Genomic DNA, 25,003 nt, shown 5'->3' on the forward strand with positions numbered 1-25,003 from the left:
GTGCCGCCACCGGGGGTGCCACCTCCAGGAGTTCCGCCGCCGGGTCCCCTGCCGCCCCCGTGACCGAACGGGACGAGACAGCGCCGGCTGTGCCCGAATCGCCGGCTCCGCCGGCCGTGCCTAAATCACCGGCGCCGTTGGCACAGGATCTGCGCAGCCTCGACGATCGCGACATGCCCAGTCGCACCGACACCATCGGCGCCGCGCTGTCGGGAACCATCGGCGGACCGGTCGGTCGCCACGCACTGATCGGCCGGTCCCGGTTCCTGACCCCGCTGCGGGCGATGCTGCTCATCGCGCTGGTGTTCCTGGCGCTGGGGTATTCGACCAAGGCGGCGTGCCTGCAGACCACCGGAACCGGCGCGGCCGATCAGCGGGTGGGCAACTGGGAGAACCAGCGTGCCTACTTCCAGCTGTGCTACTCGGACACGGTGCCGCTTTACACGGCAGAGTTGTTGAACCAGGGCAAGTTTCCGTACAAGTCCAGCTGGATCGAGACCGACGCCGAGGGCAAGCCCCACGTTCAGTACGACGGCACCCCGGCCGTGCGCTACATGGAGTATCCGGTTCTGACGGGGATTTACCAGTACCTGTCGATGACGCTGGCGAAGACCTATACGGCCGTGACGAAGGTGGTATCGATACCGATCGTCGCCGAGGTGGTGATGTTCTTCAACATCGCCGCATTCGGGCTGGCGCTGGCGTGGTTGACGACGTTGTGGGCGACCGCGATGCTCGCCGGCCCGCGGCGCATCTGGGATGCCGCGCTGGTTGGGGCGTCACCGATCGTGATCTTCCAGATCTTCACCAACTTCGACGCGCTGGCAACGGCTTTCGCCGCGGGTGCACTGCTGGCGTGGGCGCGACGAAGACCCGCGCTGGCCGGCGTGCTGATCGGGCTGGGAGTGGCAGCGAAGCTCTACCCGCTGCTGCTGCTCATCCCGTTGGCGCTGCTGGCGATCCGGACCGGACGGATGCGTGAGGTCACCCGCACCGCGGTGGCGGCGGTGGTCGCGTGGCTGGCGGTGAACCTGCCGATCATGGTGTTGTTCCCGCGGGGCTGGTCGGAGTTCTTCCGGCTCAACACCCGCCGCGGCGACGACATGGACTCGATCTACAACGTCGTGAAGTCCTTCACCGGTTGGCAGGGCTTCGACCCGAACCTGGGGTTCTGGGAGCCACCGGTGGTGCTGAACGCGATGACCGCCGGACTGTTCGCGGCCTGCCTCATCGGCATCGGCTACATCGTGCTGACGGCGGACCGAAGACCACGGGTGGCCCAGGTCGCGTTCCTGGTGGTGGCGGCGTTCCTGCTGACCAACAAGGTGTGGAGTCCGCAGTTCTCGCTGTGGCTGGTCCCGTTGGCGGTGCTGGCGCTTCCGCAGCGGCGGATCCTGCTCGCCTGGATGACGATCGACATGCTGGTCTGGGTCCCGCGGATGCTGTATCTGTTCGGCGAGGAGAACATGGGCCTGCCCGAACAGGCTTTCACCGCAACCATCCTGCTGCGCGACATCGCAGTGATCACGTTGTGCGCGTTGGTGATTCGCCAGATCTACCGTCCCGAGCTGGATCCGGTGCGGCGCGACGGCCTCGACGACGATCCCGCGGGCGGGTTCTTCGACCGGGTACCCGACGCGCCGCCGCGCTGGCTGCCGGAGTGGCTGCGGCCCCGACCCCGCATCGTCACGGTCGCGGAGCCCGACGGCGGTGCGCTGATCGGACGCCCCGGTCAGTAGAAGCTGCTCGGCTTGCGCTTTGCGGCGATCCAGGCGGTCGTTGACGGCATCACAACCAGCACCAGCGTCGCGATCGGAAAGATGAAGGCCAGGAGGGCGACTGCTCCGCTGCTTCCGTAGGCACCCATCGCAGACGCGGCGTATCCGAGGCTGAGGAGGTTGCCGGCGATCGTGACCGCGCATCCGCCTACGACGAACCAGCGACCGGCCATCTTGCGTTGCGCCAGCGTCACGGTTCCGGCGGTCAGCAGGAGACCGGCCACGAACGTCAGCACGATTCCCAGGATCAGCACCGGTCGTACTCCACCGGCAATGCCGACGGAGGTCTGGATCATCGGGTCCGTGTCGAGTGTGTTGATCCCGACCACGCCCAGAATTCCGAAAAGACTGCCGCCGAGACACGCGACTGCACCGACTCCGGCGAGGACAGCCGCGATGATCCCGGTAGCACCGCTCCGGGATGGCGGCGGTGCCGACTGCGGGAAACGATAGGGCGCGAACCCCGGCCGCGGCTGTTGGCCCGGTGGGGGCTGGGGTTCGTACGGATGTTCCACCAAACCCCTCCCACGTCGATGACCCTGGATCACCAAGCCTAGCCGCGGGCGGCGGCCGCCCGGTGTGACGATTTCGCAGATCAGCGCAGGTTCCGGTAACCTAGCCCGGTTGCCGACGCAGGCGACCCTCCTGCCACGGACAGTCCGTGGCCGCACACGACCATAGGAGGTGATGGGTTCCTTATGCGTCCATACGAAATCATGGTCATCCTCGACCCCACTCTCGACGAACGAACTGTTGCACCGTCGCTCGAGACGTTCCTCAACGTGATCCGCAAGGATGGCGGCAGTGTCGACAAGGTCGACATCTGGGGACGCCGACGGCTCGCCTACGAGATCGCCAAGCATGCCGAGGGCATCTACGCGATCGTCGATGTGAAGGCCGAGCCCGCGACCGTGTCCGAGCTCGACCGTCAGCTGAACCTGAACGAGTCCGTGCTGCGGACCAAGGTGATGCGGACCGACAAGCACTAATAAGTCGCTTGACGGCCTGTGCACGTCGGGGTAGTTCCGTAGGCTCGCCTGCGACTGCTATCCCGTCAGCGCATGCCGCTGCACACCGCCGACATCCAGGAGGACCTCGTGGCTGGTGACACCATCATCACGGTCATCGGAAACCTGACCGCTGACCCCGAACTGCGGTTCACGCCGTCGGGCGCTGCCGTCGCGAACTTCACGGTCGCGTCGACGCCCCGCATGTTCGACCGCCAGACCAATGAGTGGAAGGACGGCGAAGCGCTGTTCCTCCGCTGCAACATCTGGCGCGAAGCTGCCGAGAACGTGGCCGAGAGCCTCGTTCGCGGATCGCGGGTGATCGTCAGCGGCCGGCTCAAGCAACGTTCCTTCGAAACCCGCGAGGGCGAGAAGCGCACGGTGGTCGAGCTCGAGGTCGACGAGATCGGTCCGTCGTTGAAGTACGCGACGGCCAAGGTCAACAAGGCCAGCCGCAGTGGCGGCGGTGGCGGCGGCTTCGGTGGCGGCGGAGGCGGCGGTGGGGGCAACAGCTCTCGTCCCGCGGAGCAGCCGAAGGAGGACCCGTGGGGCAGTGCGCCCGCGTCGGGCTCGTTCGGCGGCGGCGACGACGAACCGCCTTTCTGATCAAACCAATTCATCAGATTTCTAGAAAGAGATAGACATGGCCAAGTCCTCCACGAAGAGGCGTCCGGCTCCGGAAAAGCCGGTCAAGACCCGCAAGTGCGTGTTCTGCTCCAAAAAGGGCAAGCTGCAGAACATCGACTACAAGGACACGCAGCTGCTGCGTACCTACATCAGTGAGCGCGGCAAGATCCGCGCCCGCCGTGTGACCGGCAACTGCGTTCAGCACCAGCGTGACATCGCGATCGCGGTCAAGAACGCCCGCGAGGTCGCGTTGCTGCCGTTCAGCTCGGCGACGCGATAGTCAGGACAGGACCAAGAACATGAAGCTCATTCTGACCACCGAGGTGGAGAACCTCGGCACGCCCGGCGACGCCGTCGAGGTGAAGGACGGCTACGGCCGCAACTACCTGCTACCCCGCGGCATGGCGATCGTGGCCACCCGTGGTGCGGAGCGCCAGGCCGAGGAGATCCGTCGCGCCCAGGAGCTCAAGAGCGTCAAGAGCCTGGAGCACGCCAACGAGCTGAAGCAGGCTCTCGAGGAGCTGGGTGCCGTCGAGCTGTCCGTCAAGACGGCCAGCGACTCCGGCAAGCTGTTCGGCTCGGTCACCGCGGCCGACGTCGTCGGTGCCATCAAGAAGGCCGGCGGACCGAACCTCGACAAGCGGACCGTCAGCCTTCCCAAAGCCCACATCAAGGCGACCGGCACGCACCCCGTGGAGGTGCGGCTGCACCCGAGCGTCGCCGCCGAGGTGTCGCTGAACGTGGTTGCCCGCTGATCGCGGACTGACAGCACCAGCCCTGAAACGGCCGGGTGGGGACCAACGGTTCTCACCCGGCCGTTGCTGTGCGCTGTGGCGAACACATCTGCGCAAACCACTTACAGCGAACCTAACCGGCTGTTAACCTCTGCGGCCCCGAGGCGAAACACAACACGCCCGAAGAGGCAACCATCGGCGACACGCCGACCAATTTCCCATCCACAGACTTTCTACCGTCCTATGGTGCGTTCATCTGCTCGAACGCGGTTGGCGACGGCGGTTATCCACAGGTTCTCCCCAGCGGTTCAACACCTCCCACCGGACCTATGCACAATCCATCCACAAGTCCACTAACAGGGTCGACTTGATTCCCTCTCAGCAACGTCTACCGTTGGCCGTCGCGGGTGAAGATCCGAGGCCGGCCCGGGGGACTTGTCGGCATTCGGGTTTAACATCGCGGCATGCCATATCGAACGTCAGTTCGAGGTACGAGGAGGGGTGGGGCACTGCGTGGCTGTCGTAGATGACCTGGGTCGGTCCGGCGGATCGTCCGACCGGCAGGACGCTCCTCCGAGTGAGGACTTCGGGCGCCAACCCCCGCAGGACGCCGCCGCCGAACAGGCGGTGCTGGGCGGCATGCTGCTGAGCAAGGACGCCGTCGCCGATGTGCTGGAGAAGCTGCGGCCGGGTGACTTCTACAAGCCGGGGAACCAGCTCGTCTACGACGCGATCCTGGATCTGTACGGACGCGGGGAGCCGGCCGATGCGGTCACCGTCGCCGCGGAACTCGATCGCCGCGGGTTGTTGCGACGCGTCGGCGGAGCGCCCTATCTGCACACGCTGATCTCTACGGTGCCGACCGCCGCCAACGCCGGCTACTACGCGGAGATCGTGGCCGAGAAGGCGCTGCTGCGTCGCCTCGTGGAGGCCGGCACGCGTGTTGTGCAGTACGGGTACGCGGGCGCGGACGGAGCGGACGTCAACGACGTCGTCGACCGTGCGCAAGCCGAGATCTACGACGTCACCGAGCGCCGCGCGTCCGAGGACTTCGTGGTGCTCGAGGAACTGCTTCAGCCCACGATGGACGAGATCGACGCGATCGCCTCGTCCGGTGGCATCTCCCGCGGTGTGCCCACCGGGTTCGTCGAACTCGACGAGGTGACCAACGGCTTGCACGCCGGGCAGATGATCATCATCGCGGCCCGACCCGGTGTCGGGAAGGCGTTGGCTCTCGACACCCCGCTGCCGACACCCAATGGCTGGACGACGATGGGCGACGTCGGGGTCGGTGATGAGCTCCTCGACGCCGACGGGCTGCCCACCCGTGTGGTGGCGGCGACGGACGTGTTGCTCGGTCGGCCCTGCTACGAGATCGAGTTCTCCGACGGGACCGTCATCGTCGCCGACGAACAGCACCAGTGGCCGACCAGTCTGGGCATCCGGACCACCGGGATGCTGCGGGCGGCAGCGGACACCGTGACCGCGGCGGCACGGCACCAGGACAGATCAGGGCGGGGCGGCGTGCTTCTTGCACCCGGGCGGGCGGCAGTGGGAGTCGACTGGATCCGCCGGGTCCGCACGGTCCCGGTGCGCTGTGTGGAGGTCGACAACGCCGAACACCTCTACCTCGCCGGGCACGGCATGGTGCCGACGCACAACTCCACACTCGGCCTGGACTTCATGCGCTCGTGCTCGATCAAGAACCAGTTGCCCAGCGTCATCTTCAGCCTCGAGATGAGCAAGTCCGAGATCGTCATGCGGCTGCTGTCGGCCGAGGCCAAGATCAAGCTCGCCGACATGCGTTCCGGCCGGATGAGCGACGACGACTGGACGCGTCTGGCGCGCCGCATGAGCGAGATCAGCGAAGCCCCGTTGTTCATCGACGATTCGCCGAACCTGACGATGATGGAGATCCGCGCCAAGGCGCGACGGTTGTCGCAGAAGGCCGGCCTGCGGTTGATCGTCGTCGACTACATGCAGCTGATGTCGTCAGGCAAGAAGTACGAGTCCCGCCAGCAGGAAGTCTCGGACTTCTCCCGCAGCCTCAAGTTGATGGCCAAGGAACTCGAAGTGCCTGTGGTAGCGATCAGCCAGCTGAACCGTGGCCCCGAACAGCGCACCGACAAGAAGCCAATGGTCTCCGATCTTCGCGAGTCGGGATGCCTGACTGCGAACACCCGGATCCTGCGGGCGGACACCGGTTCCGAGGTGACGTTCGGGGAGCTGATGCGCACCGGGGAGCGGCCGCTGGTGTGGTCGGTCGATGAGCGCAAGCGCATGGTTGCGCGGCCGATGACGAACGTGTTCTACAGCGGGCACAAAGAGGTGTTCAAGGTGCGGCTGGCGTCGGGGCGTGAGGTGGAGGCCACAGCCAACCATCCGTTCATGACGTTGGACGGCTGGACTCCTTTGGGGGAGTTGACGGTCGGCGCTCGCGTCGCTGTCCCGCGGCGGGTGCCCGAGCCGGTGCAGACCGAGCGGATGCACGACTCCGAGGTCGTCATGCTGGCCCACATGATCGGCGACGGATCGTGTGTGAAGCGCCAGCCGATCCGGTATGCGAGCATCGATGAGCAGAATTTGGTGGCGGTTACCAACGCCGCCAAGCACTTCGGGGTTGCGGCGATACGGGACGAGTACCCGGCGGCACGTGTCACGACGCTGCGACTGCCGGCGCCCTATCGGCTCACCCACGGTAAGCGGAACCCGATCGCGGAATGGCTGGACAAGCTTGGGCTGTTCGGTAAGCGCAGCTACGACAAGTTCGTTCCGGCAGAGGTATTTGCGCTCCCCAACGATCAAGTGGCGTTGTTCCTGCGGCACCTCTGGGCGACAGACGGCTCGGTGCGGTGGGACGAGAAGACGGGCATAGGACGTGTGTACTACGCGTCAACGAGCCGACAGTTGGTTGACGATGTGATGCAGCTGTTGCTGCGATTCGGAATCGCGTCGAGGGTGTACCGCGCAAAGAAGGCCGGATATCGGGACTCTTGGCACCTGACGATCGCGGGCGGTGAGAGTCAGTCCAAGTTCCTCGGAGGCATCGGTGTGCACGGCGTGAAAGCCGATGCAGCCAAGCAGGTTCTGGCGAAGCTGCAGGGAATCGTGCGCAACCCCAACGCCGACACGGTCCCTCAGGGTGTCTGGGCTCAGGTGCGGGCGGGGCTGACCGAGCGCCAACTGACGCATCGGCAGTTCGCCACTGCGATGAACACCAAGTTCTGCGGATCGACAATGTGGAAGCATTCCCCGAGCCGGGCGAGGCTGCACCGGGCGGCTGCGCTGCTGGAGGACCGTGATCTCCATGACCTCGCCACCAACGATGTCTTCTGGGACAAGATCGTCGAGATCACCAGCATCGGTGAACAGGATGTCTATGACGGAACCGTTGATGGCACGCATAACTTTACAGCGAACTGCATAATTATACACAACAGCCTAGAGCAGGATGCGGATATGGTTATACTTTTGCATCGGCCGGACGCGTTCGATCGGGACGACCCGCGCGGTGGAGAAGCGGACCTGATTCTCGGCAAGCACCGTAACGGGCCGACGAAGACGATAACCGTTGCGCACCAACTGCATTTGTCGCGATTTGCGAATATGGCCAAGCAGTAGGCGGCTAGCTAGGTGTCGCTTCTCAAGTTTGATGTCCAGTTCTCAATTGAGATGTCCATCTAGACATTTGAATTAGATTTCCGCCCATCGAGCCGGCGGTAGCACTGGTGGCCGGCCGCTGGTCAGCGCCGGGGATGGATCACTCCCGCGGAAGTTGCGTGCCGGCGTTTCGGATCCACGCCGATCTGAGTGGCCGACGGCACTGTCCGAGTGATCCACCCCAGCAGGGTGCGCCTATGCGTCACCCAAACTCGGCCGGTAGTCCGCGACTTCGGCCTCAGCAGCGAGCAACGCACCCAATTCGCCCTCCTGCTGGGCGACAAACACACCGACAACCTGCCGGCACACCTCGGGCACGCTGACCCCGCGCATACCGGCTATCCGTGTCAACCCGACCAGCATTGACGTCGACACGTGAAACTGCACGGCGAACTGACCGCAAGAACCATCGTCGGGCGGTGACCCCGGACCAATGACCACCGGATGATCTGACCCGAATTCGTCAACATCAGCGCTGCGAGCCCTCTCAACGGCCCCACCACTGGCGCTGCCAGCAACGCCCTCGTCCGGGTCGCGGAACTCCTCATGGCTGAACAAACCCATTGCGCCCACGCTAGACCTTGCAGAATGCCGAAGCCGCCAAGTGAGCGGGTGTGGCCTGCAGGGAGACCAAGGCGGCGGCGAGGCGCTGAGGGGGCCAGAGGGTTGTGGTCGTGGTTCTCAGTGCGACTGGAAGGGGGTTCTCACTGCGTGGACGACGCGGACACCATGCCTCGACGTTGACAGGGCCGTGAGCTAATACCGGTCTCAAACTTCATGTCCAATTCTCAAGGTGAAATGTTCACACGATGTCCAAATGGACATGAAAGTGAAATTTTCGCAATGTGCGGACGGCACGATGGAACTTCGGTCAGTAGCGCGCGCCTTGTGCAGTAGGCCTGCCCACCAAGCCCAGAAACGGATAGGCTGTTCACTTAGTGGGTGCGCCCATAGTCAGCGCACCGTTTGCGTTGCCATAACTTCAGCAGAGGGGTTTGTCATGGAATACCGCACGTTGGGCCGCACGGGCATACGGGTCAGCCCCTACTGCTTGGGGGCGATGATGTTCGGCGCTCAAGGCAATCCCGATCACGACGAGTCGATCCGCATCATTCACAAAGCGTTCGACGCTGGGATCAACTTCATCGACACCGCCGACTTCTACTCCGCCGGGGAGTCCGAGGAGATCGTCGGCAAGGCCCTCAAAGGTCGCCGGGATAACGTCGTACTCGCCACCAAGGCGTACGCGCCGATGGGCGATGACCCCAACCAGCAAGGTAATTCGCGGCGCTGGCTCATCACCGAGGTCGAGAACTCGTTGCGCCGCTTGCAGACCGATCATTTGGACCTGTATCAAGTCCACCGCCCCGACCCCTTGGTCGACGTGGAGGAGACGCTATCGGCGCTCTCGGACTTGATGCACAGTGGCAAGGTGCGGGCCATCGGCGCGTCGTCATTTCCCGCCTCCGACATCGTCGAAGCGCAGTGGGTAGCCGAACGGCGGGGCTTGCAACGGTTCCGCACCGAGCAGCCGCCGTATTCGATCCTCAATCGTGGCATCGAAAAGGAGGTACTGCCGGTCTGTCAGCGCTACGGGATGGGCACGTTGGTGTGGAGCCCGTTGGCCCAAGGCATGCTGACCGGCCGATACCGCAAGGGCCAGGATGCCACCGGTGAACGCGCCGGTGCCGGCTTCGCACACTTCAGCGACGAGCGGCGCCTCGATGCCGTGGAGGCGCTCCTCCCCGTGGCCCAAGACGCTGGGATGTCGCTGACACACATGGCAATGGCGTTCGCGATCGCCCACCCGGGAGTCACCTCCGCGATCGTTGGACCCCGAACGATGCGTCACCTCGAGGACACGCTCGCCGGTATGGAGATCGGCCTCGATGACGAGGTCCTCGACCGGATCGACGCCATCGTGGCGCCCGGCACCGACGTCGGCACCCTCGACATGGCCTACTCGCCCCCGGCTCTGCAGCAGGTCGGTCAGCGCCGCCGGCCGGCCGACGAACGCGCCGCGTCCCGGACCGCCGCGACCGCAGAAAGGACCAGCGCATGATCAAGACCACCGACACGACGGTGCCGACGTATTCCTGGGCCGAACGCGAACGGCGTTGGAAGCCCCACGAATCCTGCAGGATGGCGACGTCATCAGCACCGAGGTGTTCTGCGCGTTCGGGGATGCGGGCCACCCCACACCAGGTCACCATCGCCGTCGGTGACGTCCACGAGGACTTCGATCGGGCCGCCGAGGTCGCGCGCGACTGCTATGACGCCGGCCTCCAAACATTGCACGACGGCGGGAGATTCGGTGACGTCGCCGAGGCAATGCTCAAGCCGGTGGAGGACGCCGGGGCTGGGTGCGCGGCCCACAGATCTACGGGTTGAACCCCTTCGGCGCGTTCTGCCGGTTTCCAGCAAGTTGTGGTTTCCTCGACGGTGCGGACCGTTACCCAAAGGTGGTCGCATGTCGACCACCTTGGCCGACATGGACCTCCAACCCGGCATGACCTTCGCCTTCGAAGCCAGCTGTGTGTTCGGCCGCCGACCCGTCGCCCTGGGCCGCGTCGTCATCGTCGGGGAAGACCGCTCGATCGAACTCAACCCTCACACAGCGCAACTCCTGCGGGCCTGAGGGCGAGTATGGCACTTCTACCCGACTGAGGGCATGTCACGTAGATTGACCGCGTCGAGTGTCGGCGTTACGCCAGGTGTCTGTTGCGCCAAAGGAGGTGAAGTGCCCGGAGGATTACCCGTAGGTGTTCCGCGCAGGGCCGACGCCACCCGCAACCGCGAAACTATTCTGGCGGTGGCCCGAGCAGCCTTCGACGACCATGGCGCCGGTGAGGTTTCCATGGCTGAGATAGCGCGTCGAGCTAACGTGGGGATGGCCACGCTCTACCGGAACTTCCCGGGCAAACGACAACTCCTCGAAGCTCTCTTCACCGACGAAGTCGACGAAGTCTGCGCCGCCGCCACACCCGTTCAGGGGCAAACTCCGGGCGCATCCTTCACAATCTGGTTGCGTCGATTCTTCGACTTCGCGTTCGCGCGTAACGCCGTCGCCACCGAACTGATCATTCAATTCGGCGGCGTCAACAACACACTGTTCAGCGACGATCGGGCCAAGATCTGTACTGCCGCGCAACCCTTACTTGCCGATGCCCAAACAACACACGAATTCCGCGACGACCTCGACATCGGCCAAATGCTCGACCTGATGGTCGCCGTCGCCCGAGTCCACGGTGACGCACACCACGTCCGCCCGATCGCCAAAGCCGCAATAGACGGCCTACGCGCTCGGTCACGCCCCTAAGCCGTTCCCTATTCCCGCGTATCAGGGCCGAAGGTTTTCGAGATCGGCGAGAAGCCCGGGATGTGTAGGGCGCCAACCCAAGACGTCGCGGGTGTGGCGGCTCGAGGCCGGCTGGTCCAGCGCGAAGATCTCGCCGAACGGGCCGAACTCCTCCTGCGGCACCGACTGCACGGGTAGTCCCAGCCGGCGTCCGACGACGGCCGCGATGTCACGCACCGCGACGCCCTCCTCGTCGACCGCGTGCCACGACGTGCCCGGCGGCGCTGACTCCAGGGCCAGCCGGAAAACGACGGCAGCGTCGCGGGCATGCACGGCGGGCCAACGTTGCGTGCCATCGCCAGGGTAGCCCGCGACACCGGTGCGACGCGCCGTCGTGGCGAGAACGCCTGCGAATCCACCTTTTCCGTCATCGTGCGCGGTGCGCGGAATGCGTACCGCGACGCTGCGCACTCCCTGCGACGCGAGACCCAGCAGTGTCACCACTGCGCGGCCGCGCCCCCCAACCGGCCCCTCCGTCGGCGGGGGATCGGCCTCGGTGGACGCGCGTCCCGCGATCCACGGCGTACCGGAGGCGACGACGATGGGCCGGCCGCTACCCAGGAACTCGTTACCCATTGCCTCCAACGCGGCCGTCTCCGCGACGATCTCGCGTGCCAGCGCGTCCGGCGTTGCGGCCTCGTGCCCGAAAGCGAGGTGGATCACGCCGTCGGTCCGTCGGACACCGTCCCGCAGCACGTCGAGATCCAACAGGGTGCCGCGCAGCACCTCGGCGCCCGCGTCGGACAACGACGTCGCGGAGGCGTCCGAGCGAGCCAGCGCGAGGACTGTGTGCCCGTTTCCGAGGAGTTCGGTGAGGACGGGCGAACCGATAGTGCCGGTTCCCCCGGTGACGAAAACGCGCACGTGGCACTCCAGACGTAGTGATGGGACCTTTGTCCCGTCACCGTACTACGTGATGGGACAAAAGTCCCGTCGCCTAGGATGTGTCCATGGGCCGCTGGGAACCGGGTGCGCGTCAGCGACTGGTGCTCGCGGCCGTAGACCTGTTCACCGAGCAGGGCTACGACGCCACCACCGTCGCCCAGATCGCCGAGCGGGCCGGCGTCACGAAGAGCACGTTCTTCCGCCACTTCCCCGACAAGCGGGAGTTGCTCGTCGCCGGGCAGGAGAGCCTGTGCCAATTGCTCTCCGAGGGCATTGCGTCGGCGCCCGACGGCGCGAGTGCGATGGCTGCGGTCGCCGCGGCACTCGAACGCGCCTCGACGATGATGGGTCCGGACAATCGGGAACTCGGCCCCCGCATCAAGGCGGCCGTCGCGACGAGCACCGAACTCCAGGAACGCGACGCGCTCAAGACGGTCAGCCTGGCGGCGGCGATCACGGCGGCACTGCGGGCCCGCGGCGTTCCCGAGATGACCGCGCACCTGGCCGGGGAGCTCGGCGTGTTGGCCTTCAAACAGGGCTACGCCCGATGGTCGGAGAACGAGCATCAGGACGGGCGGGGGTTGGCCGAATACGCGCTGGCGGCACTCGACGAACTACGCACCGCCTCGCAGTCTCTGACTTGATTACCTTCTCAGACGGCGCGGGCGCGAAGAATCCAGCTGCGTCGACTGGTGCGAACGAACCGCTCGTCAAGTGAGAGAACCTTATTGACGTCGGGCACCGTGCTATCTGGGGGCCGACGCGTCCAGGATGTCGTCCCCGGTTGCTTGGCCCGAGCACCTGCAGGACTGCTTGCGACATTGATGGCGTCGTGGTGATTCCAGCGGCACACGTTGTGCCCGTCCTTGAACGCGCCGAGGCGGTGACCCTTCGGGAACGGGGAATCCGGTAGGCCCTCAACGATGGCATGTCTCTTCCGGAAGCAATCGCCACCCACGGCGCAATCTGAGAGCGAGCGCGCGTCGGCAAGCGGACGATCTACCGCTGGTGGCCCAACTCGCTCCCGCGCTTCAATAGCCGGACACAGCTGGGCCTAACGACCACGCCCGCGGCGGCCGACATGATGATCGTCGGAATACCTAAACGGCGAATGAGGTTTGCGGTGCTGTGAAGGCTTTCGGATTTCTGAGCTTCGGGCACTATGCGTCCGCCGGCGGGTCAGACGGGCCCGACGCCGCCGAAATGCTGCGCGATGCAGTAGACATCGCGACAGGTGCCGACGAGATAGGCGTCAACGGCGCATACTTCCGCGTTCACCACTTCGCCCGGCAGTCCGCCGCGCCCATGCCGCTGCTTGCCGCGATCGCCGCCCGTACCCAGCGGATCGAGGTCGGCACCGGTGTCATCGACATGCGATATGAGAATCCGCTGCACCTCGCTGAGGAGGCGGCTGCGCTCGACCTGCTTTCCGACGGGCGGGTGGCACTCGGAGTCAGTCGCGGGTCGCCTGAGCCGGCGCTACGGGGGTGGGAGGCCTTCGGTTACACCGGTTCCACGGATCCGCGTGGCGCCGACATCGCCCGGGACAAGTTCGACCTGTTCCTGCGTGCCGTGCGCGGTGAGGGTGTCGTCGACGCCGATCCCCGACAGTTTGGGCGGGTTGGAAAGCTGCGCATCGAGCCGCACTCGGCAGGACTGGCCGAGCGCATCTGGTGGGGTGCCGCATCGCGGGAGACCGCGAGATGGGCGGGCACCGTAGGCGTCAATCTGATGAGTTCGACGCTGCTGACCGAGGCCACCGGGGATGCCTTCGCAGACCTTCAGGCTGAGCCGATCGACCAGTTTCGTGCGGCATGGGCGGCCGCAGGACACCCACGAACTCCGCGAGTATCGGTGAGCCGCAGTATCTTCCCGCTGGTTACCGATCTGGACCGGCACTACTTCGGCCCGCGGGGAGACGATTCGGCTGACGAGGTCGGCATCATCGACGGGTTCCGCTCGACGTTCGGCAAGACCTATGCCGCCGAACCCGACGTCCTCATCGAGCAACTCAAGGCCGATGCCGCGGTCCAGTCGGCTGACACCCTGATGCTCACGATCCCCAGCCAGCTCGGGGTGGACCTGAACCTCCACATCCTCGAGACGTTCGCCCGCTACGTGGCCCCGGCGCTGGGATGGGAGCCGAACTTCAAAGGCTCGCGGGTTCCTGCCTTGGGAGGTCTGGGAAGCTAGGCCTCTGCGCTCGAGCTAGGAGATCGCATCTGGCGGGCTATGTCGGTTCTCCGGAGGCGTTCAGCGGCCGGGCCACCCCGCCAACGCTAGGTCCGCAACGGCGTGTAGTTCGGCGCGGCTGGCCCCGCTACGGGCTTGCACCGAAATACCTTGGCCTACGGCAACGATCCAGCGCGCCAACACCAGAGTGTCGACACCGGAGAGCTCGCCGTCGACGACCGCAGCGTCGAATCGTTCGGCGAGTCGGCGCACAATCGATTCCCGTAATTTGGCCAGACCCGGGGCTTCGCCGACGGTAGTCAGGCATCCGAGAATGGCGCCGCTGACGAGATCGGCGGCACCGTGCACCATGGCCTCGGCGACCTCACGGGCCGACGGCCGGGTCAGCGCATCACTCACGTAACCGCTCGGCCCCGCGAGGTAGCGCTCCGCAGTCCGCATGAACAGCTTCTCCTTGGATCCGAACTCGTCGTAAATGCTGCGTCGGTTGACTCCGGTCACGGCCGTCACGTCGGAGATCGAGACCCCGTCGAAACCGTGCTTCCAGAACAGTTTCATCGCCGCGTCTTCGACCTGGTCGGAGTCGAATTCCCGCGGCCGCCCGACTGCCACGTCGCACCGCCCTTTCTCGTGTGATTCCGGTCACACCGGGAGCAAACCCGGTGGCGACCGGCTTTGACCTCAGTGTACTAAGTAACACATCGGTTCGTAATTAGGAGGAGGGGCAGACATTGAGCACACTGACCGGACGACGAGCACTGGTTACCGGGGGATCGCGGGGCATCGGCGCGGGGATCGTGCAGCGATTGACCGCCGACGGCGCCGCGGTGGCGTTCACCTATTCGGCGTCGAAGGTCGAGGCTGACGAGCTTGTCGCCCGACTGGCCGCGAACGGCGGCAAGGCGGTGGCGATCCAGGCTGACGCCGCCGACCCGACTCAGACTGCGGCCGCCGTCGACACCGCCGCCGCTGAGCTCGGCGGCTTGGACATTGTGGTAAACAATGCTGCCGTCATTCATAAGGCGCCGGTCGATGAATTCAGCCAGGAGCAGTATGACCGGCTGGTGGCAATCAACATCGGTGGCCCGTTCTGGACTATTCACAGCGCGCTCAAACATTTGGGCGACGGTGGGCGCATCATCAACATCGGCAGCATCAACGCCGACCGGGTCCCGGTTACCGAACTGTCGGTGTACGCGATGACCAAGGGAGCGGTGTCGTCCTTCAACCGTGGGCTGGCCCGCGATCTGGGCCCGCGCGGCATCACCGTGAACAACGTCCAGCCGGGTCCGATCAACACCGACATGAATCCGGACGGAGGCGATTTCGCCGCGGTCATGAAAGGTGTGACGGCGCTGGGGCGTTACGGACAGACCAGTGAAGTGGCCGCCGCGGTGAGCTTCCTGGCGGGCCCCGAATCCAGCTACGTGACCGGTGCGAACCTGAACGTCGACGGCGGTCACAACGTATGACGACCGCGAGTACAGCCCTCAGCTCCGGCCCCGTCCTGGACCACCACTGCGACTCGAGCGTCAATCGAAGCCGGTCGTGTCAATGAAACCGCGAGATTGGCTGTCCCCCAACTCAACAACCACCACGCCGTCAAGGAGAACGACTCATGACTTCGATGATCGCGAACGCAGGCACGATCGAAATTGCCGGCAAGACCGTGTTAAGGCTCGGATTCGGGTCGATGCGGCTCACGGGCCGGGGCATCTGGGGTGAGCCCACCGATCGCGACGAGTGCATCGCCGTGGTGCGCCGCGCGGTCGAATTGGGCGTCCAGTTCATCGACACCGCCGACTCCTACGGCCCCTTCGTCGCCGAGCAGATCATCAGCGAGGCGCTCTACCCCTATCCCGCTGACGTGGTGATCGCGACGAAGGCGGGTCTGACCCGCAACGGTCCCGACGTCGTCCACACCGAGGACGGTCCCAAGCGTCTCGGCCCGGCGGCGTGGCCGCCAGTCGGGCGCCCGGAATACCTGCGCCAACAGGCCCTGATGAGTCTGCGTCGGCTCAAGCTCGACCAGATCGATCTATTCCAGCTGCACCGCATCGATGAAAAGGTGCCACTCGCTGATCAGGTGGGTGAGCTCAAGGCGCTGCAGGACGAGGGCAAGATCGTGTCCATCGGGCTCTCGCAGATCACTCCCGAACAGCTCGCCGAGGCACGTACGATCGCCGACATCGCAACGGTGCAAAGCAGATACAACGTCATCGACCGCAGCGCCCAAGCCGTCCTGGACGTGTGCCATCGTGACGGCATCGGCTTCATCCCATGGGCCCCCGTCGCCCAGGGCGGACTCGACAAGGCACACGACGCGCTCGCCGAAGTTGCCCGCCGGCATGGGAATACGCCCGCCCAGGTGGCGATCGCGTGGCTCCTGCAAGTGTCGCCGGTCATGCTGCCCATCCCCGGTACCTCTAAAGTGGCGCACCTGGAGGAGAACCTCGCCGCGGCTGACGTGACATTGTCCTCCGACGAGGTCGAGATACTCACCGCTGCAGCGCAATAGGACACTGGTGACAGGAGCGGCTCGATGACGAAGATGATGGTCGTGTGTGCTGGTGATGGCAGCACGCCATGACCACAGCGCACGATGTCGATGTGCACCACGGTCGGGCCTGGGTTGCGGACGAGTCGATTCGCATCGGCTATACCGTTGTCACGCCACCTGAACCCACCAAGACCGTCGTGCTTCTCCACGGCGCCCCCCAAACGCGATACGAGTGGCGCAAGGTCATGATGCCGCTAGCCGCGGCCGGCTATCGGGTGATCATGCCCGACTATCGTGGCGCCGGCGCCTCCGATAAACCTCGTGACGGATACGACAAGTGGACCATGGCCGGTGATGTTCACAGTCTGGTGCGCGAGACCCTCGGCGTGGCGGAGCCCATCTCGCTTGTCGGCCATGATCTCGGGTCGACACTGGCTCTGAGTTTCGCGCTGCGGTACCGCGATGACGTCGTGAGCGCCACCTTCATGGAAGCTCCGCTGCCGGGAACTGCCTACTACGAATGGCGCGTGGCTCAGAAGTCAGCGTGGCAGTTCTCCTTTCATGCCAACACGGACATCGCGGTGTACATCACGCACGGACGTGAACGTTGGTACATCAACCGATTCTTCGACGAACTGACCTACCAACCGGATGCGATCTCCAATGATGACCTTGACGTTTACGCCCGCGCGTTCGAAGCCCCCGGGGCGATGCGCGCATTGTGTGAGGTCTACCGGGAACTCGACCGCGATGCCGACGACAATCGCGCCGCGCTGCAAAATCACGGCAAGCTCACCATCCCGGTGTTGGCTTCGGGAGGTGCTTCCAATCCTCTCGCCAGGAACTTCCGGGCGATGTGTGAAGAGGTCGCTGATTCGGTGACAGATCAGCTTGTCCCGAACTGCGGCCACTGGGTGGCTGAGGAGCAGCCAGGGTACTTCACCAGAATGTTCTGTGAATTCGACGCAGCCGCTCGGGCTTGACAGTTCAGCACAACCCGCCTGCAGGATCGTCAGCAGAGGCCAGTCCACGAAGCTGTCAAAGGCACCGCCCGGATGTCATGGTGGTGCAGGAGCGCTCGTATCGCCGGCGGTCAGCTGGCACGCGGACGGACTTGGGGTGTATTACTCCCACCAATGCGGAAACCAGGAACATGAACCGAGCGCGGAACTCAGTAACGTCGCGAGACACAAGGATCGGCTCCCTTGCTGATGCGGGACTGAAGGAGCAGATAAGCAGATGACCACCACAGACAGCGGCTGCCGCATCGCGGTACGGTTCGAGCCAGACTGGCCAGCCGAGGGACTTCCCGAATTCGCCCGCTGGGTTGAAGAACACGGCTTCGAGGAACTGTGGTTCAGCGAAGATCTCGGGTGGTCCGGAGGACTAGTCATGGCAGCGACTGCTTTGGCTCACACGCGACGACTCCGTGTGGGACTTGGTCTTGTGCCGGCCGCCTCCAGGAATGTCTCGACGCTCGCAATGGAAGTCGCCGCCCTAGCGCGGCTTGCGCCCAATCGCCTGACCATAGCGATCGGGCACGGCGTCTCGGCATGGATGGAAAAGGTCGGCGCCCGATCGAATACGCCTCAGGCGGCACTCGAGGAGACCGTCGTCGCCCTGCGCGCATTGCTCGCGGGCGAACGAGTGACCACCAAAGGCCGCCACGTCCGACTGGATGACGTCGGTCTCGGCTTCCCGCCCGCGACGATTCCCTCAGTCCTGATCGGTACTACAGGACCGCAGGGACTTCGGGCGGCTGGGCGAAGCAGTGACGGCGTTGTGCTGCCCGAGGTCTGTACGCCCGAGGCAGTGAGATGGGCGAGGTCGACGATGAACTCTGCGGGCGCGGTAGTGGTTTTCGCCATGCTCAACATCTCTGATGACGCCCGTCAGGCACTCGCTCAGACTCGAAGCAAGTTGCTTCCCATCCTGGACTTGGGTATCTACCCGCGAATGACTGAGATCGCCGGATTGAGCGAGGGCGGGAACACCCTCACTGATGCAATGGTGCAGTCGATGGCCGCCGCGGGCACTCCTGCCGACTGTGCCCGCGCTATTCGCGATTGGGCCGACGCTGGCGCCGATTGCGTCGTCCTCATTGCTGGAGGTCCTGATCCTCGAGCCATTTACGAGCGCCTCGCAAGAGACGTGCTGCCACTTGTGCCTACCGTCGCCTGACGCCGCCCCGTAAACAGGCCCACCGACAAAGCTCGCGGCTGTGCTGTAAAGCTGTTCGGCATCGAATCACAGAGGAGACCGATGTCGACACCGCATGCTGGCGCTGCGCTCGAACCCCTGGCCACTCACGGGCCCACTCGTGCATGGGCCGCCGTCGGGGTGCTCGCTCTCGTCGGCACCCTCAACTACGTCGACCGCTTTCTGCCGGGCGTGCTGGCCGAGCCCATCAAGCAGGAATTGGCATTGTCCGACACCGCAATCGGTGTCATCAACGGGTTTGGGTTCCTCATCGTGTATGCCGTATTGGGCATCGTGATCGCGCGTATCTCCGACCGTGGCATTTTCGGCGGGGTCATCGCCGGCTGCCTGACACTGTGGGGTGCGATGACCATGCTGGGCGGCGCGGTTCAGTCCGGCCTACAGCTCGCGCTGACCCGCGTAGGCGTGGCGGTCGGCGAGGCAGGCAGCACACCCGCAGCGCACGCGTATGTGGCGCGCAACTTCGTCCCGGAGAAGCGGTCGGCGCCGCTGGCGGTCATCACCATGTCCATCCCGCTGGCCAGTGCCGCCAGCCTGCTCGGCGGCGGCCTACTCGCCGAGAGTATGGGATGGCGGGCGGCTTTCGTGGTGATGGGCGGAATCAGCGTGCTGCTGGCACCGCTGGTGTTGTGGGTCGTCGGCAGCCGCCAGAGCCTGCCCACCCCGCCGCCGCGTCAGCCGTCCGCCGCACTGAACTGGTGGGATCTGCTGCGCAAACCCAGCTTTCTGGCCATGGTGGCCGGCACCGCGCTGGTGTCGGCGGCCGGCTACTCACTGACCACGTTCGCGCCTGCGTTCCTGATGCGCAGCCGAGGTATGTCGCTCGGCGAGGTCGGAATCCAGTACGGCCTGGCCACCGGCTTGCTCGGAATTCTCGGGCTGCTGATCGTCGGGCGCATCGCGGACCAGCTGGCCACCCGTGACCCGCGCTGGTTGTTGTGGATCGTGGTCATTCTGATCACCGCCCTGCTGCCCGCTTCTGCGTTGGCCTTCGTCGTCGAGAGCCGCACGTTGTGCGTATGGCTGCTGGCACTGGCCTATGTCATCGGTACCGCATATCTGGCGCCGTCCATCGCGGCGATCCAGCGCCTGGTGCTTCCCGAGCAGCGCGCGACAGCGTCGGCCATCTTCTTGTTCTTCAACGCGACGCTGGGCGCTGTCGGCCCGTTCCTGACCGGTGTGATCAGCGATGCACTGACCGCAGAGCTGGGCCCGCAGGCACTGGGCCGCGCACTGCTGATCTTGGTTCCGACGATGCAACTGGTAGCGATCGGCTGTTACGCCCTTGCCGCGCAGCGCTACCGCCGCGACATCATCGAGGAGTCCTGAGCAACCGCAATCAACGAGTGCAGGGACGCCGCCCGGCGCAACCTCACGTTCCTCGGCGCTCCCCACGTCGCCTCTGCTGTGCACCCCGGATGCTGACGTCCCCGCCGCTACAAGGGCGACCGAATTCCATTCACACGCAAGCCTTTCGCCACACTAAGGCCGCAAGCGCCCCCGAGTAGTTCGCGAGGACAGCAGGTCAGGAATCGATCGGCCGGCGCAGTTTCATCAGCCGTACGAGTCGGCCTTGTTCGCCATCATCGCCCGTTCGATCAGCGCCGGTTCCGCGAGTATCGATGGATGAGCCGCCATGAAGGACACGGCGCTGAACGCGTCGGCGATCGCCTGGTCGCTCAACGTGGCTTGCAGCACTTGGTTCATGGCCCATCTGTGTTGAGAGACGTCCTCGGACACCTCGTTGCCCTGCAACGCGTCCAGTCGGGCGGCGTCGGGGCCGGTCGAGAGGGTCCACGCGGCGTCGGTCACGATCGCCTGCAGATCGAAGAACTCCGTCGCGGCCCTACCCAACTGTGGACCGGTGGTGAGGTATTCGGACAGACAGTTCGCATACAGCGCCGCCGAGGACATGCCCTGACCATGAATGGGGTTGAAGGAGGCCACGGCATCTCCGACACTGACCAGGCGGGCCGGGAAATGCTGCAGTGCGGTGAAGTCGCGGCGACGGCTATCGGCTTGCCGGTAGGTCTGCATCTCGCGGGTGAGTCGACCACGTGTCGCGTGGGTGAAGACGGGCGGCAGCTTGGTACACGTCGCACGAAACTCTTCGGGCGATGCGGGAGGTCGAACGGGCTCATATGCCGTCAGCATCACCATCCACTGGTCGTTCTCGGCGGCTAGAGCTGCGCCGAGAGCTACCCCATCAGGCGCATCGGGGCCCGTGAATAGCGCAAGTGTACTCATGGGCAGTTCTGCGACGTCCGCTGAACGCTCGAACAATGCTGTCGCATAGTTGATGTCGCTGCGAAGCCGGCGCAGTGGCGGGCGTTGGAAGCCCGCCTGTTCAACCCATTCCGATGCCTTGCTGGAGCGGCCCATGGCGTCGACCACGAAGTCGGCGGCCACCACCCGCTCGGCGTGGTCCGCCACGTAACGCGCGGCGCTTACCGCACCGTCCCGGAACTCCAGCCCTGCCACCCGGGCCGACAGCGCCGACACGTTTGGTAGCGCGAGGACCCGGCTGCGGATTCCAGCCTCGATGAATGGCCGCGTGGCTGACAGGATGGGCAGGTCGCGGTTCGGCAGCCGCGGTCGACCGTCGAGGTATACGGCCTGACGTCCAACCTCGACGAGAACGGCACCCTCGTCCTGCGATTCGTCGGTGAATCCAGGCAGCCAGCGTTCGATCTGCGTGCGACCCCCCGGCAGCAGGACGTGCCCCTGCCGATCTTGCGGAACCCCCGTGCGAGGAGGTCCTTCGGCATCGACGGCGTCGCGTTCGATGATCAATACTGTCTCGGCGTGATCGGAGAGCACTCGTGCCGCCAGCAGACCGGCGACACTGCCGCCCAGCACACAGGCGGTGTCGAAACACTTCGCAGTGTGTGTCGGGGCCTCTGCCCGGACCAGGCGGTCGAACACGACCCGGTCAGGATTAGCAGTGATGTCCATTTACGACACCAAGCCCGTCATCGTGACGATGGGCAGTGAGACCGGCAGAGCTGAGCCGAGACTGAACGGCAACCGTGGCCACCTGCGGGGTGCATCTCCGGTTGTAGCGGGACGGTCGGTCACGATGCGGCTCTGCGGGCCCGCCAGTCCACGTCGTACCGGACCAGTGAGCAGCAGGACGACCGGAAGGAAGGCGATGGCCAGAACCGCCGGCGTGCTCGACTGGCCAAGCCGCTGGGATGACTCCGTTGTAAGGCGCACAGCCATCGGTGTCGTGAAGCGATGACAGCGTTACGCGGGCGGTCGCGTGCTTTTCGCCGCCGTGTCGTCCGTCGGGGATCTACCACATGATCCTCGGACGCCCCATCCGCACCGATGTTGTCGAATTACATTTGCAGCCAACGCATCACAATACGAGCACCAAAGGCGATCTCCGTGACTTACACCCTCCATCCAGAGGCTCGCGCGCTCATCGAATCGCGGCCAACCGCCCATCTGGTCACCATGCGGCCGAACGGGCGCTCCCACGTGTCCTTCATCTGGATCGACGTGACCGACGAGGGACAGATCCAATTCGCAACACCACCGTGGCGGGTCAAGGGCAAGAATCTCCGGAACGACCCCAAGTGCACGCCGTCGATCCAAGACGCTCAGAAGAACAGCAACGGCTTACTTCGGCACCTACTGATCGAAGGGTCGCGTCGATCGACGAGGATCCCCAGCATGGTCGAGAATTCCATGGTGCCTCCACCGGCAGCTCCTACTGCCTTGAATTTGTACCTCAGATTGTTGGTTAGTGCCGACGATTGGGAGGTGGACGCCGAAGGCGCCGATCGGTGCCGAACCTTTGGCGCACCCGCGTAGCTGCAGTTAGGGCGATGCCGCCGACGCAGCCACAGACTGACCAGCAGCTAGAGTCCGATACCGCTCTGGCGTGGTGCAGAAGACGCTCGGAGATCAGCTCCCTGAACTGGTGTAAGCCAGTTGCCCTCGTTACCTCCGCTGTACTCCAGCACTCGAGGCAAGCGCTGCGATGCGCTCAACAACGCCCCGGGTAGACACGCGAAGGCACCTGACGTTCGGCGGCCCGCATGCGATCCTCGGGGGATGGCACGAACGTGGTTGTCGATAACGGTGGAGTTGCTCGGCGGGCGCGGTGAGGACTTGTGGCCTTGGCCCGGCCGCGTCTTCGCAGTCGGACCGTCACACACGTTCATGGACCTCGCGAATGCCATCAACGACGCCTTCGCCAGGTGGGACAGGTCTCACCTGTCGATGTTCAACCTCGCTGATGGACGAGTGGTCACCGACGCGGAGACTGGGGCGGAGATCGCTGGGTCGATCGGTGGGCCCATCACGGAGTCGGTGGACATCGAGACGGCCAAGGTTGCTCGGGTCGTGGGGCCCGAAGCAGAGTTCCAGTTCACCTTCGACTTGGGCGACGACTGGATCCACCGCTGTGTGGTCGGCGCCGACAAGGTCGACCCAGTGGACGTGTTGGGAATCACGCCCAGGAAGCCCCTGCCTTTCTGGGGATGGGGCAGCATCCCGGACCAGTACGGGCGCCGCTGGTCAGAAGACGACGGGCAGAGCCGAGTTCCGAGCAGACCAACGCAGCCGCATCCGATGCTGCTGCGAGCGTGGCCCGCATTGAAGCAGGCGCCCTCGATCGACCTGCGCGAGCTGCGTGCAGCTATGGCGACAGGAGATTCAGGCCGCTTTCTCGCCGGGGTGATAGGACACGATGTCGACGACGTGTTGCAACAGGTAGGCGAGGGCCTTCCGATGGCACTCGAACAGCGACGGGACCAGGCTGAGCCGGTGACGCTGTCGGTCATCAACCGGCTGACTTGGCGCGGCGCCACAGGTGACGACATCCTGGCCGAGGACCTCCTCGCGTGTCTGCGCGGCGAGCCGCTCGCAGGGCGGGTGGTGCCGGTCGACATCGAGATGCTCGGTGCCGCACTGGAGGGGGATCTGGCCATGTCAACCGGGGGCTACCTCGACCTGGGCACCGGGGGCGTGCTCGATGAAAGCAGTACTGACCCGATGATGGTGGGGGACGACGTCGCCGTCGATGTGGAGGCGGATCCCAACCGTTGGCTCCGGTTCGACTGCGCCGGCTCGCGGGACGGCTGGCGTGACATGGCGGCCTTCGGCGAGCGGCAACATGATTCGACGCTGCGGGAGCGGCTGGAGCGGGCGATCGAGGGCAAAGGCGCGTTCCATCGGTTCCGTGACATCGTCCACCAGGAGGGTCTCGCCGAACAGTGGCACGCCTTCTCAGCCGACCGCCAACGGGGTCGTGCCCGCGCGTTCCTCGCCGGCGAGGGAATCCGCGTGGGTTGAGAGACGACGCAGACCGGGCGTCGGCTCGTTCTGCTGCAACGCCTATGACCAAATTGGATGTTGCCAATTCGCCACGCAAGCGCCGATGGCGCTCTTGTTAACCTCTTTTCATGCCAAGGAAACTCAGTGACGAAGAAATTGAGGCGTATCTCGATAGTCGTCCGGGGTGGGCGATGTTGAGCACCATAGACAAGGATGGATTCCCGCACGCGGTACCCCTGGGATACTTCCGCCTTGGCCGCGACATCATCATGGGCGTGCGAGACAGGACACGCAAAGTTGCCAACGTCGAAAGCAACCCGAACGTGAGTGTCCTGCTCGAAGATGGCTCCAGCATGGCAGATATCCGGGGCGTGATGTTCCAAGGTCACGCCCGCATTGTTCGCGAACCGAGCGAAGCGCTTCAGCTCGCTCGAGACGGTGCCCGGGCACGAGGCGTGCCAGAGTCCGAATGGCCCACTGCACCCAGACCGGGCGCCGCCTACATCCGCATGACACCCGTTAGGACCTTGTCTTGGGATTACGCGAGTTCAACCTCAGACCAGGCTTAGTTTCGCCGAACCAAGCCAGCTCGGCCCACCGGCTTCGAGGCCTTGCGTCGAGTGCGAGACTGCTGCCGATGACTCGATCTGTAGGTACTCCGCCAGTGCCGAACGTGCCGGCAGGCCGACGATCGCTTCACTGGACCGGCGGAGGAAAGCTGATCAGTCGCACCGCCAGGTCGAACAGCCCCCAGA

25 protein-coding genes are annotated in these 25,003 nt (G+C 64.9%); 20 read left to right on the forward strand and 5 right to left on the reverse strand.

The window, feature by feature from the left end; all coding sequences use genetic code 11:
• Nucleotides 1-173 precede the first annotated feature (173 nt).
• Nucleotides 174-1,739 (forward strand): glycosyltransferase family 87 protein, encoded by a 1,566-nt coding sequence (locus WA965_RS08480; protein ID WP_526294674.1) that lies wholly within the window; start codon nt 174-176, stop codon nt 1,737-1,739.
• Here WA965_RS08480 and WA965_RS08485 read toward each other — a convergent pair.
• Nucleotides 1,733-2,293, reverse strand: a complete 561-nt coding sequence (locus WA965_RS08485; RefSeq protein ID WP_526294647.1) for a hypothetical protein — start codon at nt 2,291-2,293, stop codon at nt 1,733-1,735. The genes WA965_RS08480 and WA965_RS08485 overlap by 7 nt on opposite strands.
• A 183-nt stretch (nt 2,294-2,476) precedes the next feature.
• Between WA965_RS08485 and rpsF the strand changes: the two genes are divergently transcribed.
• The 5 genes from rpsF to WA965_RS08510 all read left to right on the forward strand — a co-directional run bounded on the left by rpsF (nt 2,477) and on the right by WA965_RS08510 (nt 7,767).
• Nucleotides 2,477-2,767, forward strand: a complete 291-nt coding sequence (rpsF, locus tag WA965_RS08490; RefSeq protein WP_003931678.1) for a 30S ribosomal protein S6 — start codon at nt 2,477-2,479, stop codon at nt 2,765-2,767.
• A gap of 108 nt (nt 2,768-2,875) precedes the next feature.
• Entirely contained in the window at nt 2,876-3,391 is a 516-nt protein-coding gene (ssb, locus tag WA965_RS08495; RefSeq protein ID WP_526294672.1) for a single-stranded DNA-binding protein, read from the forward strand.
• Nucleotides 3,392-3,428: 37 nt separating this feature from the next.
• Nucleotides 3,429-3,692, forward strand: a complete 264-nt coding sequence (rpsR, locus tag WA965_RS08500) for a 30S ribosomal protein S18 (RefSeq protein ID WP_137146425.1) — start codon at nt 3,429-3,431, stop codon at nt 3,690-3,692.
• A 19-nt stretch (nt 3,693-3,711) separates the two neighbouring features.
• Nucleotides 3,712-4,167 (forward strand): 50S ribosomal protein L9, encoded by a 456-nt coding sequence (gene rplI, locus WA965_RS08505; protein WP_526294644.1) that lies wholly within the window; start codon nt 3,712-3,714, stop codon nt 4,165-4,167.
• A 492-nt stretch (nt 4,168-4,659) separates the two neighbouring features.
• A complete protein-coding gene (locus WA965_RS08510) occupies nt 4,660-7,767 on the forward strand; it encodes a replicative DNA helicase (RefSeq protein WP_526294642.1) in 3,108 nt (1,035 codons plus the stop codon).
• 234 nt (nt 7,768-8,001) lie between these two features.
• Here the strand turns inward: WA965_RS08510 and WA965_RS08515 are convergent, their stop codons facing one another.
• On the reverse strand, nt 8,002-8,370 hold the full coding sequence (locus tag WA965_RS08515; protein WP_526294640.1) for a hypothetical protein: 369 nt from the start codon (nt 8,368-8,370) through the stop codon (nt 8,002-8,004).
• Between the two features lie 436 nt (nt 8,371-8,806).
• On the opposite strand from WA965_RS08515, the gene WA965_RS08520 reads away from it, so the two are divergent.
• The 4 genes from WA965_RS08520 (at nt 8,807) to WA965_RS08535 (ending at nt 11,125) form a co-directional block, all read left to right on the forward strand.
• Nucleotides 8,807-9,868, forward strand: a complete 1,062-nt coding sequence (locus WA965_RS08520; RefSeq protein WP_526294638.1) for an aldo/keto reductase — start codon at nt 8,807-8,809, stop codon at nt 9,866-9,868.
• Nucleotides 9,865-10,197, forward strand: coding sequence for a hypothetical protein (locus WA965_RS08525; RefSeq protein ID WP_526294636.1), 333 nt, complete (start codon nt 9,865-9,867; stop codon nt 10,195-10,197). Before WA965_RS08520 ends, WA965_RS08525 begins: the two co-directional genes overlap by 4 nt.
• Before the next feature lie 79 nt (nt 10,198-10,276).
• Nucleotides 10,277-10,444, forward strand: a complete 168-nt coding sequence (locus tag WA965_RS08530) for a hypothetical protein (protein ID WP_526294634.1) — start codon at nt 10,277-10,279, stop codon at nt 10,442-10,444.
• A gap of 33 nt (nt 10,445-10,477) precedes the next feature.
• Nucleotides 10,478-11,125, forward strand: a complete 648-nt coding sequence (locus tag WA965_RS08535; protein ID WP_526294632.1) for a TetR/AcrR family transcriptional regulator — start codon at nt 10,478-10,480, stop codon at nt 11,123-11,125.
• 21 nt (nt 11,126-11,146) lie between these two features.
• Here the strand turns inward: WA965_RS08535 and WA965_RS08540 are convergent, their stop codons facing one another.
• Nucleotides 11,147-12,028 (reverse strand): SDR family oxidoreductase, encoded by an 882-nt coding sequence (locus WA965_RS08540; protein WP_526294630.1) that lies wholly within the window; start codon nt 12,026-12,028, stop codon nt 11,147-11,149.
• A gap of 86 nt (nt 12,029-12,114) precedes the next feature.
• On the opposite strand from WA965_RS08540, the gene WA965_RS08545 reads away from it, so the two are divergent.
• A complete protein-coding gene (locus tag WA965_RS08545) occupies nt 12,115-12,693 on the forward strand; it encodes a TetR/AcrR family transcriptional regulator (protein ID WP_526294628.1) in 579 nt (192 codons plus the stop codon).
• Nucleotides 12,694-13,177: 484 nt separating this feature from the next.
• Nucleotides 13,178-14,242, forward strand: a complete 1,065-nt coding sequence (locus WA965_RS08550) for an LLM class flavin-dependent oxidoreductase (RefSeq protein WP_526294626.1) — start codon at nt 13,178-13,180, stop codon at nt 14,240-14,242.
• A 60-nt stretch (nt 14,243-14,302) separates the two neighbouring features.
• On the opposite strand, the gene WA965_RS08555 is transcribed toward WA965_RS08550, so the two are convergent.
• Nucleotides 14,303-14,854, reverse strand: coding sequence for a TetR/AcrR family transcriptional regulator (locus tag WA965_RS08555; RefSeq protein ID WP_526294624.1), 552 nt, complete (start codon nt 14,852-14,854; stop codon nt 14,303-14,305).
• Nucleotides 14,855-14,973: 119 nt separating this feature from the next.
• Here WA965_RS08555 and WA965_RS08560 point away from each other — a divergent pair, with 119 nt between their 5' ends.
• The 5 genes from WA965_RS08560 (at nt 14,974) to WA965_RS08580 (ending at nt 20,291) form a co-directional block, all read left to right on the forward strand.
• Entirely contained in the window at nt 14,974-15,714 is a 741-nt protein-coding gene (locus tag WA965_RS08560; protein ID WP_526294622.1) for an SDR family NAD(P)-dependent oxidoreductase, read from the forward strand.
• Nucleotides 15,715-15,860: 146 nt separating this feature from the next.
• A complete protein-coding gene (locus WA965_RS08565; RefSeq protein WP_526294620.1) occupies nt 15,861-16,760 on the forward strand; it encodes an aldo/keto reductase in 900 nt (299 codons plus the stop codon).
• Between the two features lie 68 nt (nt 16,761-16,828).
• Nucleotides 16,829-17,725 carry an alpha/beta fold hydrolase gene (locus WA965_RS08570; protein ID WP_526294618.1) on the forward strand — a complete coding sequence of 299 codons (897 nt, stop codon included), beginning with the start codon at nt 16,829-16,831 and terminating at the stop codon, nt 17,723-17,725.
• A 256-nt stretch (nt 17,726-17,981) separates the two neighbouring features.
• Complete coding sequence (locus WA965_RS08575; protein WP_526294616.1) at nt 17,982-18,923, forward strand: LLM class flavin-dependent oxidoreductase; 942 nt, start codon at nt 17,982-17,984, stop codon at nt 18,921-18,923.
• Between the two features lie 81 nt (nt 18,924-19,004).
• Nucleotides 19,005-20,291: a spinster family MFS transporter gene (locus tag WA965_RS08580; protein ID WP_526294614.1), complete on the forward strand. Its 1,287-nt coding sequence runs from the start codon at nt 19,005-19,007 to the stop codon at nt 20,289-20,291.
• Nucleotides 20,292-20,516: 225 nt separating this feature from the next.
• On the opposite strand, the gene WA965_RS08585 is transcribed toward WA965_RS08580, so the two are convergent.
• Nucleotides 20,517-21,917 (reverse strand): FAD-dependent oxidoreductase, encoded by a 1,401-nt coding sequence (locus WA965_RS08585; protein WP_526294612.1) that lies wholly within the window; start codon nt 21,915-21,917, stop codon nt 20,517-20,519.
• Between the two features lie 375 nt (nt 21,918-22,292).
• Between WA965_RS08585 and WA965_RS08590 the strand changes: the two genes are divergently transcribed.
• From WA965_RS08590 to WA965_RS08600, 3 genes are all read left to right on the forward strand, one after another.
• On the forward strand, nt 22,293-22,781 hold the full coding sequence (locus WA965_RS08590) for a pyridoxamine 5'-phosphate oxidase family protein (protein ID WP_526294610.1): 489 nt from the start codon (nt 22,293-22,295) through the stop codon (nt 22,779-22,781).
• Nucleotides 22,782-23,024: 243 nt separating this feature from the next.
• Nucleotides 23,025-24,266: a UPF0158 family protein gene (locus WA965_RS08595; RefSeq protein ID WP_526294608.1), complete on the forward strand. Its 1,242-nt coding sequence runs from the start codon at nt 23,025-23,027 to the stop codon at nt 24,264-24,266.
• A 110-nt stretch (nt 24,267-24,376) separates the two neighbouring features.
• Nucleotides 24,377-24,817: a pyridoxamine 5'-phosphate oxidase family protein gene (locus WA965_RS08600; protein WP_526294606.1), complete on the forward strand. Its 441-nt coding sequence runs from the start codon at nt 24,377-24,379 to the stop codon at nt 24,815-24,817.
• The last annotated feature ends 186 nt before the right edge of the window (nt 24,818-25,003 follow it).

Origin of the sequence: Mycobacterium sp. (assembly GCF_049683935.1) — a bacterium.
Taxonomy (GTDB): Bacteria; Actinomycetota; Actinomycetes; order Mycobacteriales; family Mycobacteriaceae; genus Mycobacterium.

Excerpts from the sequence above, each read along its gene's own strand:
- WA965_RS08530 (WP_526294634.1), top strand. The coding sequence starts at position 10,277 with ATGTCGACCACCTTGGCCGACATGGACCTCCAACCCGGCATGACCTTC.
- rpsF (WP_003931678.1), top strand. The coding sequence starts at position 2,477 with ATGCGTCCATACGAAATCATGGTCATCCTCGACCCCACTCTCGACGAA.
- WA965_RS08525 (WP_526294636.1), top strand. The coding sequence starts at position 9,865 with ATGATCAAGACCACCGACACGACGGTGCCGACGTATTCCTGGGCCGAA.
- WA965_RS08580 (WP_526294614.1), top strand. The coding sequence starts at position 19,005 with ATGTCGACACCGCATGCTGGCGCTGCGCTCGAACCCCTGGCCACTCAC.
- WA965_RS08565 (WP_526294620.1), top strand. The coding sequence starts at position 15,861 with ATGACTTCGATGATCGCGAACGCAGGCACGATCGAAATTGCCGGCAAG.
- WA965_RS08600 (WP_526294606.1), top strand. The coding sequence starts at position 24,377 with ATGCCAAGGAAACTCAGTGACGAAGAAATTGAGGCGTATCTCGATAGT.
- WA965_RS08570 (WP_526294618.1), top strand. The coding sequence starts at position 16,829 with ATGACCACAGCGCACGATGTCGATGTGCACCACGGTCGGGCCTGGGTT.
- WA965_RS08575 (WP_526294616.1), top strand. The coding sequence starts at position 17,982 with ATGACCACCACAGACAGCGGCTGCCGCATCGCGGTACGGTTCGAGCCA.
- WA965_RS08520 (WP_526294638.1), top strand. The coding sequence starts at position 8,807 with ATGGAATACCGCACGTTGGGCCGCACGGGCATACGGGTCAGCCCCTAC.
- rplI (WP_526294644.1), top strand. The coding sequence starts at position 3,712 with ATGAAGCTCATTCTGACCACCGAGGTGGAGAACCTCGGCACGCCCGGC.
- WA965_RS08585 (WP_526294612.1), bottom strand. The coding sequence starts at position 21,917 with ATGGACATCACTGCTAATCCTGACCGGGTCGTGTTCGACCGCCTGGTC.
- WA965_RS08545 (WP_526294628.1), top strand. The coding sequence starts at position 12,115 with ATGGGCCGCTGGGAACCGGGTGCGCGTCAGCGACTGGTGCTCGCGGCC.
- rpsR (WP_137146425.1), top strand. The coding sequence starts at position 3,429 with ATGGCCAAGTCCTCCACGAAGAGGCGTCCGGCTCCGGAAAAGCCGGTC.
- WA965_RS08480 (WP_526294674.1), top strand. The coding sequence starts at position 174 with ATGCCCAGTCGCACCGACACCATCGGCGCCGCGCTGTCGGGAACCATC.
- WA965_RS08515 (WP_526294640.1), bottom strand. The coding sequence starts at position 8,370 with ATGGGTTTGTTCAGCCATGAGGAGTTCCGCGACCCGGACGAGGGCGTT.
- WA965_RS08590 (WP_526294610.1), top strand. The coding sequence starts at position 22,293 with ATGTTGTCGAATTACATTTGCAGCCAACGCATCACAATACGAGCACCA.
- WA965_RS08535 (WP_526294632.1), top strand. The coding sequence starts at position 10,478 with ATGTCACGTAGATTGACCGCGTCGAGTGTCGGCGTTACGCCAGGTGTC.
- WA965_RS08595 (WP_526294608.1), top strand. The coding sequence starts at position 23,025 with ATGGCACGAACGTGGTTGTCGATAACGGTGGAGTTGCTCGGCGGGCGC.